The 15,316-nt window shown below is 61.4% G+C and carries 8 protein-coding genes; 2 read left to right on the top strand and 6 right to left on the bottom strand.

The window, feature by feature from the left end; translation table 11 throughout:
• Positions 1-2: 2 nt before the first annotated feature.
• The 4 genes from ACMKFF_RS09580 to ACMKFF_RS09565 form a co-directional block, all read right to left on the bottom strand.
• Complete coding sequence (locus ACMKFF_RS09580; RefSeq protein ID WP_418465245.1) at positions 3-857, bottom strand: carbohydrate ABC transporter permease; 855 nt, start codon at positions 855-857, stop codon at positions 3-5.
• Entirely contained in the window at positions 854-1,774 is a 921-nt protein-coding gene (locus ACMKFF_RS09575; protein ID WP_417326015.1) for a carbohydrate ABC transporter permease, read from the bottom strand. The genes ACMKFF_RS09580 and ACMKFF_RS09575 overlap by 4 nt, the downstream gene beginning before the upstream one ends.
• Positions 1,775-1,883: 109 nt before the next feature.
• Positions 1,884-3,293 (bottom strand): extracellular solute-binding protein, encoded by a 1,410-nt coding sequence (locus ACMKFF_RS09570; RefSeq protein WP_417326017.1) that lies wholly within the window; start codon positions 3,291-3,293, stop codon positions 1,884-1,886.
• A gap of 60 nt (positions 3,294-3,353) precedes the next feature.
• Positions 3,354-5,300, bottom strand: a complete 1,947-nt coding sequence (locus tag ACMKFF_RS09565) for a glycoside hydrolase family 127 protein (protein ID WP_419496788.1) — start codon at positions 5,298-5,300, stop codon at positions 3,354-3,356.
• A gap of 436 nt (positions 5,301-5,736) precedes the next feature.
• Between ACMKFF_RS09565 and ACMKFF_RS09560 the strand changes: the two genes are divergently transcribed.
• Complete coding sequence (locus tag ACMKFF_RS09560; protein ID WP_349135281.1) at positions 5,737-6,762, top strand: LacI family DNA-binding transcriptional regulator; 1,026 nt, start codon at positions 5,737-5,739, stop codon at positions 6,760-6,762.
• Positions 6,763-6,765: 3 nt separating this feature from the next.
• Complete coding sequence (locus ACMKFF_RS09555) at positions 6,766-8,241, top strand: alpha-N-arabinofuranosidase (RefSeq protein ID WP_419496787.1); 1,476 nt, start codon at positions 6,766-6,768, stop codon at positions 8,239-8,241.
• 480 nt (positions 8,242-8,721) lie between these two features.
• Here the strand turns inward: ACMKFF_RS09555 and ACMKFF_RS09550 are convergent, their stop codons facing one another.
• Entirely contained in the window at positions 8,722-15,045 is a 6,324-nt protein-coding gene (locus tag ACMKFF_RS09550; RefSeq protein WP_419496786.1) for an S-layer homology domain-containing protein, read from the bottom strand.
• A gap of 117 nt (positions 15,046-15,162) precedes the next feature.
• Positions 15,163-15,303, bottom strand: a complete 141-nt coding sequence (locus ACMKFF_RS09545) for an S-layer homology domain-containing protein (RefSeq protein ID WP_419496603.1) — start codon at positions 15,301-15,303, stop codon at positions 15,163-15,165.
• Positions 15,304-15,316: the final 13 nt, after the last annotated feature.

Below are 15,316 nucleotides of genomic sequence, written 5' to 3'. Positions count from 1 at the left end.
CATCAGTTTTTCATACCGGTCATCACGATGCCTTCGACGAAGTACCGCTGACCGAGGAGATAGAACACGACGCCGGGCACGAAGGACATGCAGGTGCCGCACATGATGGCGGACCAGTCCGTCTTCAGGGAGCCCTTGAGCTGGCTCAGGCCCATGGAGATCGTGAACTTATCATCCGTATTGATATAGATCATCTGCTGGAGCAGATCGTTCCAGATCTGGATGAAGAGGAACATGGCGACGACGATCATCGCCGATTTGATGGAAGGAACGATGACGTTGAGGAGGATACGGAAGTAGCCTGCGCCGTCGATCGTTGCAGCTTCGTCGAGCTCACGCGGGATGGAGCGGACGAACTGGCGGATGAGGAAGATGTTGAACGCGCCGCCGCCGCAGAGATACGGCAGGATGAGCGGCCAGAACGTGTTGGACATGTTGAAGAACTTCGTCCACATGATGTACAGCGGGATGAGCGTGACCATGGTCGGCAGCAGCATGGAGCCGACGCACAGCGTGAACAGGAAGTTCCGCAGGCGGAAGCGCAGGCGCGCGAAGGCGTAGCCGCACATCGTGGCCGTGATGGTGCCGAAGATGACAGACGGGACGATGATGATCATCGTGTTCTTCAGATAGGTCCAGAACTTGAAGTATTCCAGCGTGTTGGCGTAGTTCGAGAACAGCCAGCGCGGCGGTAAGAAGGCAGGCGGCCACTTGAACAGCTCGGCGTTCGACATCAGGCTGGAGCGGAAGATCCACCAGATGGGCAGCATGCACAGACAGGTCAGGAAGATCAGCGCGATGAAGCACAGCGCATTCGTGATACGCTCGGTGCGCTTGCGGCTTTTCAGGCTGCTCATTTGTCGTCGCCTCCTTCATAGAAGATCCAGCTCTTACTGGTGGCAAACAGCAGCAGCGTAAAGGCGCCGATCAGCAGGAACAGCACGAAGGCGATCGCGCAGGCGAGACCGATCTTGCCGCGCTGCTTGAACGCGTAGTTGTAGAGCATGTAGGACATAAAGTAAGAGGATTTACCGGGGCCGCCCTTCGTCAGAGCGAGGGCAGGCGTGACGACCTGCATGTTGGTGATCAGGGACATCAGCATATTATAGAAGATAATGGGGGTCATGCTGGGGAAGGTCACATGCCAGAAGCGCTGCCATGCATTTGCGCCGTCGATCTCGGCGGCCTCATGGTACACGCGGGGCACATTCTGCAGGCCCGCCAGGAAAATCACGATCAGGTTGCCGGAGAGCCACACGGCGATCAGTGCCAGCGACGGAACGACCTGCGAGGACGAGCTGACGAACATCAGGCGTTCGATGCCGAGCTTGGAGAGGATGTAGTTGAACAGGCCCCACTCCGTGTTGTACAGCCAGCTCCAGCCGATGTAGACGGCGGCTGCGGGCAGCACATAGGGCAGGTAGAAGACCGCGCGGAAGAAGCCGCGGGCGGGGATCTTGCGGTTGAGCAGCATTGCGACAATCAGGGAATAGACCATGCTGCCGACGACAGCAAGCAGGGAGAAATAGACGGTGACTTTGATGGATTCCTTGAAATACGGATCCGTGGTGAAGAGCTTGATATAGTTATTGATGCCGTTCCATTCCGGTGCACCGGTTCCGCCCCACTTGAAAAAGCTCAGGCCGAACACCGCGATCAGCGGAATATAGGTCAGCACGATCAGGCCGATAAATGCGGGGATGAGGTAGAGATACGCAGCGCGCGCTTCCTTGCGGAGCAGCTTGCTCTTGGGTTTCTTAGTGCGTTTGGGCAACTTGCTCACCCTTTCTTTGAGTTAGGAGTTGAAAAAGACATTTTGGCCGGCCGCCGCTCCGGGCGGCCGGCCAAAACCGGGGTTTCAGATATCAGTCAGAGGGTTCTGCTTACTCGCCCATGAACACTGCGTTCAGTGCGTCGTAGTTCTCGGTGATCGCCTGCTCAGCGGTCTGCTCGCCGGTCCAGACCGGGCCGAGGACCGTGCGGAGGAGCTCGATGAACTCGGTGGTGTGCGGGATGTAGTACCAGCAGGTAGACTCAGCGCAATCTCTTGCGTAGTCAACGACAGCACCCTTGTACTCGTCATGATCCGGGAAGTTGGGGTTGTCGATCCACTTGTTGGTGAGGGTCTCATCGGTGTAGTACTCTTCGAGGATGGGCATCCAGATGCCGGTGGCGATCAGGCTGTCCCAGCTGTTCTCTTCCTTCATGTACCACTTGATGAAGGTCATGGCCTCTTCCGGATGCTTGGTCTGGGAGAAGACGACCTGCGGGCCGCCGGTGCAGATGGTGACCTCGTTGACCATCTTCGGCAGACGGGCGACGCCATAGTTCAGGCCTTCGTCACGGGCGGTGGCAAGGCAGGTGCCGACGTTCCATGCGCCAGCGGTCGCCATGGCGACGGTGCCGGTCAGCAGGGAGCGCTGCATGCCGTTGTCCTCGAGGCCTGCATTGTAAGGCATGCAGTTCTCAACGAGGGTCAGGTCAGCGACCTTCTGGATGGACTCGATGACCTTCGGGTCATTGATGGTGCAGGCGGAGCCGTCCTCGGTGAACCAGCGGCCGCCGTTGGACAGTGCCCAAACCTCAAGCTGCCAGGTCCAGTTGTCAACGACGCAGCCGTACTGCTTGATGTTTTCCTTGTCGAAATCCGGGCTCAGGGCGTTGTTGCCGTTGGCGTCGAGGGTCAGGGTCTTGGCCAGGGTGACGAACTCGTCCCAGGTCATAGCCTCGGTAGCGGACGGATAGTCCAGGCCGGCGGCATCAAACATGTCCTTGTTGTAGTACAGGGACAGGACTTCGTTCGCAGCGGAGTAAGCAACGGGCTTGCCTTCGCTCTTGAAGGTGATGGAATCAAGGGGCATGGAGTCGGCGCCCTCGTACATGGCGGAGATGTCGTACAGCAGGCCGTCGGAAGCGAAGTCCAGAACGCCGGACTCGTTCATGATGCCGCAGTCGGGAAGCTCACCCGCGGTAGCCATGGTGTTCAGCTTCGTGACATACTCTTCGTTGGGGATCGCCATGACCTCAACCTTGATGTTCGGATACTCTTCGTGGAACTTGTCGGCGACGGCCTGCACGCTGGCAGCCTCGTCCGGGGTGCCCCAATAGGAGTAGGTGATGGTGACGACGTCGCCGTCATTGCCGTTGGTGTCATCGGAGGAATCGGAGTTCTCCGTGGCGGGGGTGGTGTCCTGAGAGCCGTCGGTCTGATCGTTGTTGTCGGTGTTGGTTGCGCAGGCGACCATACCAACGATCATCAGGAGGCACAGCAGGAGCGCGATGATCTTCTTCATGGTTCAGGTTCCTTTCTTCATTTCAAGTTTTTTATTATAGCAGCTTCCTGCTGCGTATAATTACGAAATTGTGGTATCGACCCAGACGCGCATCTCGCCGGGCGTGCGGTTGCCCCACAGGCCATAGGGAACGGCGTGCAGCGTGCACGGCTCGGTGCGCAGGGCGCAGTCGGCATAGAGCTCAGCGTCGTCCACACCGGTTGAAACGATGCGGCAGCCGCTCACATCCAGCTCCGGCAGGTTGCCGGGCAGGCCCTCGGCGGGCACCTTCTCTTCAACGGCGGCATCCGGCGCCATGCGCAGGGCCGCGAGGTTTTCGCCGTTGTCCTGCTGCTCGAAGCAGTAGACGAACGGGCCCTTCTGCAGTGCGACGCGGCCGACATCGGCGCGAACACACAGGTTTGCGGCGCAGCGGTGCACGGGCACCGAGCCGCTGAGCGTGAAGTGATGCTCTCCTGCGCAGTTCACGGCAAGCACGGCATAGCCGTTCTCGACCGCAGGCTGGATCTCCTCGCCGTTCAGGCGGAAGACGGGAGCCTCGATCCACTTCGGCAGACGCAGGCGCACAACGATGGGATGCGTGCCGCTCGAGCGGACGTCCAGCTCCAGCGCGCCGCCATGCATCAGGCCGCTGCGCTGCTCGATGCGGACGTCGGTATCGCGCAGGGTCGTCTCGATGGTCGAGCCGACGAGCAGGTTGACATAAATGCTGCGGTCATCGACCGCATAGATGTACTGGCCGAGGGAAGCGAGCGTGCGCGCGATATTTGCAGGGCAGCAGGCGACCTCGAACCACGGCTGGCGGACGGGCTTGAGATACTCAATGGAAGTGTGGTCCTTGCAGTTTGCAGGCCAGACCTCCAGCGGATTGACGTAGAAGTAGCGGTCGCCCGCAGCGCTGACGCCGCCGAGCACCGTGTTGCACAGGGCACGCTCCACGGTCTCGTAGTACGAGGCGTCGCGGAACATGGCCGCCATGCGCTGGCCGAACATCATCAGACCGATGGACGCGCAGCTTTCGCAGTACATGCGGTCGTTCGGCAGGTCGTAATCCACGGTGAAGCGCTCAAGCAGGCCGGACGAGCCGATGCCGCCCGTGATATACATACGGCGCTTCGTGACATTGTCCCAGAGCGTCTGGCAGGCATTGCGCAGGGCCTCGTCCTGCTGGATATCGGCCAGATCTGCCATTGCGCTGCACTGGTACATGGCGCGGACTGCGTGGCCCTCCATTGTCTTCTGCTCCACGGGACGCACATGCGACTGGGAGTAGGAGGGATCGTAGTTGCGCAGTTCGGGGAAAATGACCTTGTGGTTCGGGTCATTCATCTCGCGCAGCAGGTAGTTCGGCGTGCGGCCGCGGCAGTCCAGGAAGAAGCGGGCCGTTTTCAGGTAACGCTCCTCGCCGGTCACGCGCCACAGCTTCACGAGGGCAAGCTCGATCTCCTGATGGCCGGGATAGCCGGGGATCTGCCCCTCGCCGTCGCCGAAGGTTTGGCAGATGAGATCTGCGAACTTTGCGGCGATGTCGAGCAGGCGGCGCTTGCCGGTCGCGTTATAGTAGGCGACGGCGGCCTCGATGAGGTGGCCCGCGCTGTAGAGCTCGTGGCCCTCGGTGAGGTTCTTCCAGCGGAGCTCGGGATGGCAGACCGTGAAATAGGTGTTCAGGTAGCCGTCCGGCTGCTGGGCCTGCCCGATGATCTCGATGAGCTCATCCGCCTGGGGGATGTACTCCGTTTCGCCGTTATTTGCGCAATAAGCGACTGCCTCGAGCCATTTATAGGCATCCGTATCGCCGAAGACAACGCCGCGGTGCTCACCCTGGAGCGTGCCGCCGGCGATGCGGAAATTATCAATGCAGAAGCAGCGGCTCTGGCCCTGCTTGCCGTTGAGGATCTCCCACTGCACGGGAATCATTTTCTTTGCGACCATGCCCGCGTAATGGCTGAACAGCGGATCCGTTACTCTAATTTTTTTCAAATCGGGGATCGTGATCTTGCTTGCCATAATGTGGAACCTCCATTGGTGGTTAAACGTTTAAGAAGAAATCAGAAAAGAAAACGCGGAATCCCGTCGTCGGTCGCCGCGTGCCGAAGCCGCAATTGGCGTCCGGTGATTTAAACGTTTAACTTTTTCTGACCTGATTATATCATAATTTTCGGATTTGTAAAGGCAGAATTACAGAATCGTGAGTTTATACAACTTTCCCGACTATTTTTTGTGCAGAATCCACAACGATCAAGCTGCGCATCTGCCGGTCTGCAGCCGTTCCGGACTGCATGTAAGCCAAAAAATGTGCAGCACGCGGGATTTCCCTGTAATTTGCGTCAAATTTAGCATTTTCCCCGAAATAAAACGTTTAGCTCTTGCTGTTTTTCGTACGGTATGATATGATTATATCAACGCTTCGCATTGTAAATTACCAGAGAAGGTGAACCATTTCATGGCAACCATTCGCGAAATCTCGGACCGAGCCGGTGTATCCATCGCAACGGTCTCCAAGGTCCTGAACAACAAATCCGGCGTCAAGCAGGAGACGGCCGACCGAATTCTGCAGATCGCGGACCAGCTCAATTATCGTCCGAATCTCAACGCCCGCTCGCTGAAGCTCGGCGACGCGCGCACCATCGGCATCATCACGGAGGACCTGACCGTCTTCAACACGCCGGAGATCGTCGACGGCGTCGCCTCCGTATGCGAAACGCTGAACTATCATTATATTCTGAGCAATCTGCGTTTCAACAAGCGCTACCACGACAATCCCTGGGACTATCCCGAGAGCAACGTGCTCGTTCGCTCCGCCGTGAACGATCTGCTGTCCAAGCAGGTCGCGGGCATCATCTATATCGGCTGTCACAGCCACCTTGTCGCATCGCTGAAGGCGCATGCCCATATCCCGTTCGTGTGCGTTTACTGCACCTGCGAGGATCAGGACGTGCCCTGCGTCGGCTATGATGACCGTCTTGCCGCCTATGAGGCCACGGGCACTCTGCTGGAGCACACGTCGGAGCACATCGGCATGATCACCGGTCCCATCCACTCCGTGCACACCCTGCGCCGCGCCAACGGCTTCCTGCAGGCCCTGCACGACCACGGCGTAGCCTATGACTCTTCCCTCGTCCGCGCAAGTGACTGGGACCGTGACTCCGGCTACCGTCTCGGCGGCGAGCTCATCCGTGCGGGCGCAAAGGCCATTTTCGCCCAGAATGACCTTGTCGGCACCGGCGTGATCGACTGGTGCAACCAGAACGGCATCGAGGTCGGCAGGGACATCTTCCTCATCGGCTACGATAACCGTGAGATCAGCTCCGTCTGCCGCCCGTCGCTCTCCACCGTCGCCCTGCCGCTGTTCCAGATGGGCCAGAGCGCGGGCCACACCCTGCTGGACATGCTCTCCGGCAAGCATCCGGCGCAGAAGGACATCATGCTGGAATGTACGATCATCAAACGAGAATCCACAGGAGGTTAATTCATGAAAGCTCGCATCCGACTGCAGAAGGACTGCATCATCTCCCCCATCGATCCCCGCGTGTTCGGCTCATTCATCGAGCATCTCGGCCGCGCTGTCTATACCGGCATCTATGAGCCGGGCCACCCGACTGCCGACGCCTTCGGCTTCCGCGGCGACGTGGAAGAGCTCATCCGTCCGCTGCATGTCACGCAGATCCGCTATCCGGGCGGCAACTTCCTCTCCGGCTACGACTGGCGCGACGGCATCGGCCCGAAGGACAGGCGTCCCGTCCGCCCCGACATGGCGTGGAGCGCCATTGAGCCGAATCAGGTCGGCACGGACGAGTTCCTGCAGTGGTGCGAGCGTATCGGCGCGCAGCCGATGATGGCCGTGAACCTCGGCACCGGCACGCCGAAGGACGCCGTGGAGCTGCTGGAATACTGCAACGGCGACATGCACACCTACTGGGCGGACAAGCGCCGCGAAAACGGCCGCGAGGCCCCCTATAACGTCAAGCTCTGGTGCCTCGGCAACGAGATGGACGGCCCCTGGCAGATCTGCTCGAAGACGGCCACGGAATACGGCCGCATCGCCTGCGAGACGGCCAAGCTCATGAAGATGTTCGACCCGACCATCGAGACCGTCGCCTGCGGCAGCTCCTACCGCACGATGCCGACGTTCGGCACCTGGGAAGAGGAGGTCCTCCGCCAGAGCTATCCCTACGTCGACTATCTGTCGCTCCATCAGTATTATACGAACCATGAGGGCGACGTCATGAATTTCCTTGCACGCAGCGAGGAGATGGGCGAGTTCATTCAGGAGGTCGCCGCCATCTGCGAAAAGATCCGCCTCGAGGTCGGCAGCGACAAGCACATCGGCCTGTCGTTCGACGAGTGGAACGTCTGGTATCACTATGCCAAGAACGGCAGGGTGCCGGAGAAGTGGACGGTCGCCCGCCCCATTGAAGAGGAGAACTACGACTTTGCAGACGCCCTGCTCGTCGGCAGCATGCTCAACACCCTGCTCAACCATGCCGACGTCGTGAAGGTTGCCTGCCTGGCCCAGCTCGTCAACGCGCTGGCCCCCATTATGACCGAGCCGGGCGGCCGCGCCTGGGCGCAGACGACGTACTGGCCGTTCCTCTATGGCTCGCAGTTCGGCCGCGGCACGGCCCTGCAGCAGGAGGTCGAGGTCCCGACCTATGCCTGCGGTGTCAGCCCGAAGGCCCCGTACCTTTCCAGCTCCGCCGTGCTCTCCGAGGACGGCACGCATGTGACGGTCTTTGCTGTGAACAAAAGCCTCGACGAGGCCATGACGCTGGAGCTCGACGGCCTGAACGCCGTGCTGGAGCAGCATGTCACGCTGACCGCTCCCTCGCTGGACTCCGAGAACACCGCAGACGCCCAGCCCGCTCTGCCGCGCGAGGTCGCCGTCGGCGCAGAAGCCCCGGAGCTCCCTGCCGCCTCGTGGAATATGCTCCGCTTCCGCCTTGCCTGATCCTGAAGATATCCCCTACCGGCGCAGGCCCCCCTGCGCCGGTTTTTTGCGTCTGTATTGGGTCATTCTGGGTCATTCATGGTAGGGGCGGGGCATGCCCCGCCCGTGCGCGAAGCGGCAAAAGCAGCACCAATTCGGTGCAGTGTACCGTTTCCTGCGCCATGCTTCCTGATGTGTCATTGCGAGGAGCGAAGCGACGTGGCAATCTCGCAGTACCCGGCCGGATAACAGGACACTCCCGGCGAAAACGCAACTGCCTCCCCGAGATTGCCACGGGCGCAAAGCGCCCTCGCAATGACAAATCGGGAGCCATCGCCGTTTTAGCGATAGCCTGTGCAAATCGTCAGTGCAGCGCCGGGAGCGGCATGCCGCTCCCCTACAATAAGGGTACGATCGACAGCGCGCCGCAAAAGTCAAAAAGGAGCCGCCCGGTGGGCGGCTCCTCCCCTGCCCGCATCGGCGGACAGGGATTTTTTTGGATCAGTTCTCCGCTGTCAGATAGCGCATCAGAATGACGGCGATCTGGGCGCGGGTCGCGGTCTCCTGCGGGGCGAGGTAGGTCTTGCCGTCGCTCTCGGAGATGCCGTTGATGAGGCCCTGCTCCACTGCCCACGCCATGGCGTCGGCGGCGTAATCGGAGACCTTCTCGGCATCCGGGAAACCGGCGAGCTTGCCCTCGACCTTCTCCGCCTTGGCATAGCGGAAGAGGATCGTCGCGATCTGCTCACGGGTGATCTGGTCGTTCGGGGCGAACGTCGTGGTGTTCACGCCCTTGACGATGCCGTTCTCCGCTGCCCAGATGACAGCGTTCGTGTACCACTGACCGTCCGCCACGTCGGCAAACGGGTTCGTGGCCGTGCTCTCCGGCTCGCCCGCGATGCGATAGAGGATCGTCACGAGCTGGGCGCGGGTCAGGTTGCCGTCGACGTCGAACGCATCGTCCGCGACGCCGTTCATGAAGCCATTCTTCACCATGAAGTCGACGCCGGTATGATACCAGCCATTCTCCTCCACGTCGGTGAAGTTCGTGCTCGGGCAGCCTGCGGTCTTGAGGGCCTCGCGTGCGGCCGCAAGGATCTCGTCGACCTCCTCGGGCGTCTTGGCAGCCTCGATGGCGGCCTTGGCGTCCTCGATGACCTTGGCATAGTCCTCACGGGCGTGGCCGGTCAGAGTCTCACTCTCGTGCAGGAGCTGTGCCAGCTCAAACGTTGCGGTGTACTTCGAAGCGGCGAGAGCAGCCTCTTCGGCAGCCTTGCGGGCCTCTTCGGCGGCCTTGCGCTCCGCCTCCGCCTTTTCGGCAGCGGCCTGAGCCTCGGCCAGATAGTTGATCAGCTCCGCCTTGATCTCGACGACCTTCTGATAGGTCTCGGCCATCTGGCGGGCATACTCGGCAGCCTCAGCGGCAGAGGCGGCAGCCTCGACCTCGGACTTCTTGGCAGCCTCGAGCGCGAGCTCGGCAGCGGCCTTGGCGTCCTCGGCAGCGGCCTTTGCATCCTCGGCAGCCTTCTTGGCAGCCTTGGCTTCCTCAGCGGCCTTCTCAGCGGCAGCCTTGTCCTCGGCGCTGGAGGCGGCGGCCTCCTCGGCCTTCTTCTGCGCCTCTTCGGCCTTGGCCTGCGCGGCCTCGGCGGCAGCCTGGGCAGCCTCGGCAGCGGTCTGAGCCTCCTGCGCCTTCCGCATGCTCTCGGCAGCCTGCGCAGCGCTCTGAGCAGCCTGCGTGGCGCTCTGCGCGGAGCGGCCAGCCTCTTCGGCAGCCTTCAGAGCCTCGGAAACAGCCTTCGCAGCCTCGGCGGCAGCGGCGGCGTTGTTCTCCTCGGCGGCCTTCCGGGCGGCTTCGGCGCCGGTCTTGGCCTCTTCGGCCTTCTTCTGGGCCTCTTCGGCCTTGGCCTGTGCGGCTTCGGCAGCGGCCTGCGCGGTTTCAGCAGCCTTGCGGGCTTCCTCGGCAGCGGCGTTGTTCTCGCCGGCCTTGGCAGCGGCGGCCTCGGCGGCCTCCTGCGCGGCCTTGGCGGCCTCAGCGGCTTCCTCGGCGGCCTTCTGCGCGGCCTCGGCCTCTTCCTGGGCCTGCTTGGCTTCCTCAGCGGCCTTCTGGGCGATTGCCGCAGCCGATGCCGTCAGTTCCTCATACAGCTCCTCGGCAGCGAGCAGCTTTTCATAGTTCTTGACCAGTTCCTTCTGCGTGTCGGTCAGGGCGTCATAGGCGGCGCGGGCAGCCTTGATCGCGTCGCCGCTCTCAAGCGTGACCTCGCCGATGGCGTCGATCAGGTCATCCACAGCCTTTGCGGCAGCGGCGTCGACCAGGGCGGTGTAAGCTTCCTCTGCCGCAGTCAGCTTCTCGTAGTTGTCGACAAGCGCCTTCTTGGCCTCGGGCAGCTTGTCATAGGCGGCGCGGGCAGCGTCGATGGCGTCGCCGCTCTCGAGCGTGACCTCGCCGATGGCGTCGATGAGCTCCTTGACCGCAACGACAGCGGGGTCGTCCGGGGCCTTGAGCACGTGGATCGTCAGCATGGCCTTCGTGGCGGTGCCTTCGACCTCGCCCTCGAAGTTCACGTCGCCGACATTGGCCAGCTCGGCAGCCGTGATGGCGGGCCAGGTGACCTTGACGGTCTGGTTGTCGAACGCGCCGTTGTTGTAGCCGACCTTCACGGTCTTCGGCAGCGCCGGGACGATACCCTGCATCGTGGTGACCTCAACGGGCTCGACGCTCGTGATGGTGGCCTTGTCCATGTCGCTGCGGACATAGATCGTGCAGGTGGTCATCTTGCCGGTGGAGTTGTTCACGCCGCGGAGCTTGACCTCGCCGTCGGTGGCGATCATGTCAGCCGTCAGGGTCTCCCAGGTGACGGGGACGCTGATGAGCGCGCCGTCCGAGGTGACTGCCGTGACGTTGGAGGGCAGCGTGGGCATGACGCCGGGCTTCGTGGCGAGGAAGACCTCGTTCAGAGAGGCGACGTCAACGGAGGAATAGACCTTGAAGCGATAGATGCCGTTGCCGGCTGCGCCGGAGCGAACGGTAACATACAGGCGCAGGCGGGTGGTGGTAACGCGGTCGAATTCAATGCGGTTGTATTTGTTCTTTGCAATGCTGCTCTCGAACGGGGTGGTGATGTTGACATCCTGCCACGCGCCGTTGGCATCGAGGTACTGCATGCGCAGCTTGGACGGGACCTGCAGGCCGCCGCCGTCGTCATACCAGTAGATGTCCGCGCCGCCGACGGTCACGGCCTCATCCCAGGTATAGCCGACGTAGTGCTCGGAGCCGACACTCTGAGACCAGTTGCCCCAGCCCTTGCCGGTGCCCGCGTTGGAGCTGGTCGGCTCGAAGCTCGGGTTGTTGATGCCGTTCAGGTTCTCCCAGCTGGAGGTGTAGTCACTTTCGACGGAAGCGGCGTCCGGAGCGACGTCCTCGCCGAGGCCGCCCGCAGCGCCCTTCTTCAGGGTGACGGTCAGCTCGCCGGTCGCGCTCAGCTCGCCGTCGCTGACGGTGAAGCGGACGGTGTACTCGCCTTCCACGGTGCCGGAGATGGTCGTGGTGGGCTTGTTGGCGCTGCTCAGCAGGGTCTCAGCGCCCTCGGGGGCGGAGATGACTTCCCAGGCGTAGGACATGTCCTTGTCGTAGGGCAGACCGTCGTCGGTGCAGGTCGCCTTCAGGGTGGTATAGAGGTTACCGGTGAGGGAGGTATCCTCAGCCAGCTTCACGGTCGGGGCCGTGTTCTGCGCGGGGTGATCGCGGTCGCCGCCCTCGTTGAAGAGCTGGATCTCGGTCACGGCAGTGAAGCCCTTGTCCTTGTTGGTGAAGGTGAAGCGGAGCTGATCCGTCTCGACCGGTGCGAAGTACACGGCGTTGTAGTTCGCGCGCGGAGCGGACGGGGTACGGGTCTGCTGCCGGACGGCCTGCCAGGCCTCGCCGTCCCAGTACTCGACTGCGAACTTGGAGGGCTCGGAGTAGCCGTTCGTCTGGCGGTCGTTGTAGAAGTACAGCGTCGCCATGTCCACGGTCTGCTTGGAGGAGAGCTTCAGCGTCAGGCTGTCGCGCTCGTTCACGCTGCCGTAGTTGCCCCAGAACGGCATGTCGACGGTCGTGCCGTCCACAACTGCCTGCGGATCGGGAGCGGTCTCATTGACGGCCTTGGACGTGGAGTCGCTGCCGTCAGCGCGGTGCTTTTCTGCCCAGGACGCGGCGCGGGCCTTGTCCGGGGTGAAGGTGGCGGTGACCTCCGCGCCCTCGGCGAGGTTCGTCATGCCGTGCACGCCGGACTTCTCCAGCATGTTGAGGACCTTCTCCTCGGTGATGGCGGTGTTCATCGCGGTGGGGATGGCAGCGCCGCCGTTATTGGTGACGATCTCGACAGCGCCGTCGGGGAAGGAGATTTCCTTCGTGGCGGAGTCATAGACGACATGGGCCAGATCCTTCAGGGTGAAGGCCAGCGTGCCGTCGATGTACAGGGAGTAGCCCTCAGGGCACTCGTTGTACCAGGTCTTGCCGTCGTCCGGCTTATCCCACACGACCGTCAGGTCATGACCGTGATAGCGGACGTTGTTGACCATGAAGTGGTCATAGGAGAAGTCGATCGGGCTCAGCTCGATCTTTTCATCGGAACGCGGCTGGATACCGGCCATGTCCTCGATGAAGAGGTAGGTGTAGTTGCCGAGGATGTTGTGGTAGATCCAGGAACGATAGTAGTTCTCATAGGTTCTGCCGTCGATGTTGTGGAACTCGTTGTTGTTCGGATAGCGGATGTCGCCTGCATCGGGGTAGACGTTCCATGCCATCCACTCGGCCATCATGGCAAGCATGTCGTCGGTGATGTAGGTCTGCTCCTTGTCATAGGTACGAAGAGCGGACTCATACAGGCGGAGCTGCACGGTAAAGTTGATGTTCGAGAAGTTGTTCGAACCGCTGACCTCCTGGTTGTGGACCTGGTTGGCGGTGTAGAACGGGAAGATCGGGAACTCCTTGCCGTTGGAGAAGGCCTTGAGGGCTTCCTTGTACTTCGTGACGGAAGCGGCATCGTCGGGGACGAGGCCCACGGCAAAGTAGTTGTAGTTGTTGGACTCGGTGTACTTGACGAGGTTGGGCTGGTTAGCGTTATGCTGTGTGCCGGTCGGACGGACGGCATAGGTCTCGAACTTCTGGCACTCCTCGCACCACATGAGCTCGAGGACGTCGGCCTTGATCTTGTCGGCCAGATCGCGGTAATACTTGGCCTGCTCGGTGTTGCCCAGCTGCTCATAGAGCTTCGCGGCGGCGTCGGCAGCGGCCCAGACGTAGGCGTTTTCGCCGTGTGCCTTCCAGGTGCCGGTGCCGGGAGCATGCATGGAGATGGTATCGGCGTCGTTGCCGGTCATGTAGTTGTTGCGGTAAGCGATGAGGTCGCGGCCCTCAATGTGGTTGCCGTAGTGCTCCAGCTGGCCGGTAGCATCGTGGCCGAAGTAGTACGCGAAGTTCTCCGCAACCTCTGCGCCGCCGCCGATGACGTTGAACGCCTCATAGCCGGCCTCAGCCAGATACTGACCATAGTGGTTGTTCCAGTTGTTGCGGTTGCCGGGGTTATCAAGGAAGGCGCTGCTCTGCGAGGAGTTGCCCGCGGACAGCAGCTGGCCGTAGGCCAGATACGGCGAGCGGAGCCACTTCGTATCCTGCAGGTGCATCGGCTGCGTCAGAATGATGGCGTTGTTGTAGCCGAGGACGCCCTCGATGGTGACGGGGTACTGATAGTCATAGCCGGGGATGTTGGCATCGAGCGAATTGAAGCGCTCCAGCCACCAGCGATAGTCGATTGCCTTCTGGACGGCCTTCTTCGGCACGTCGATGTAGGGCAGGTTCTCCGCCCAGTAGAGGTTGTATTCCGCCTTCTGCGCACGGACAGCCTCAAGGTTTCCGAGGCCCGCGAAGCGGAGGTACTGCTCGGTGGACTCCGGGATCTCTTCCGTCGTAAAGGCGATGACGACCTTCAGCTCCACACTGCCGCCCGCGGGGACGGTGACATTGCGGGACAGCCAGCAATAGTCGTCGGACGAAGCGGCCTCGAAACCGTCGCCGGTCATGCGGGCATAGATGGTGGTAAGGCCTGCAGGGGAAGAGCAGGTGCCGGTCAGCTCTGTCTGCTCTGCACCATTGACCGTGACCTTGCCGGGCTCCGTCGCAAAGGTGGAGTCCGCTGCCACCGTAATTGTCTGATCCTCTGCGGATTTGTTGGTCAGCGTCATCGTCGTAACGGCGACGTTCTCCTGATGGATGAACTTCACGACATCCAGCGTCAGGTTGCTGCCGACAGAGTAGGTGCTGGACCAGTTACTCGGCGCATTGACGCGCTTGCTGGTGTCTTCCTTCGTGGTCAGGCTGCCGTCGGCGTTCGAGAAGAGAACGCGAACCAGATCGCCCCGGCCAAGCGGCTGATGATAAGCCGTGTTGCCGCCGAAGCCGATGACGGACGGGCTGCTCGTGTACATATACAGCGCGCGGCCGCGGGTCAGGAAGGTGTTTCCGTCGGCGTTGCCGTTCGAACCGGCGTTGCCGTTGCAGACGCCCTCACGGGCGAGGATGCGGTCCATATAGAAGGAGTCGCCGCCATTGGCGAGATCCTGCTTATAGATCGCCATCATGATGTCCTTTTCGGAATAGGACACACCGAGCTTCGACAGGTCATAGACCTCGTCGAGAAGCTCTGTGTTCTTGAATGTGGGATAGCCGATGTCCAGCGCTGCGGGTGCTTCTGCGGCGGACGCCTTCAGAACGCCAGCCGGGAGCAGCGAGAGTACAACAGCCAGCACAAGCAGTGCAGAAAGCAGCTGTTTCACATGCTTCATGGTTTATTGTTCCTCCCAAGTTCGATTTTCGAGCATATTGTTTGTCTGGGTCCAATTGCCGGGAAATGCTGGGGGGCTCCCCATGCGGCAGGCCGCATGGGGAGCAGGGGGGAAAGATCAGGCGTTCAGATACCGGGCAAGGATCACGGCGATCTGTGCACGGGTCGCGGTGTCCTGCGGCAGCAGCTTGCCGTCAGAGCCGTTGATGAGGCCTCTGGCGACCGCCCAGTTCATGGCCTCCAGCGCGTAGCCGGAGATGTCCTTTGCGTCG

Origin of the sequence: Faecousia sp. (genome assembly GCF_048519415.1) — a bacterium.
GTDB lineage: Bacteria > Bacillota > Clostridia > Oscillospirales > Oscillospiraceae > JAZOXB01.
The sequence above is the reverse complement of the archived record's forward strand: the minus strand, read 5'-3'. Positions and strand labels throughout refer to the sequence as shown.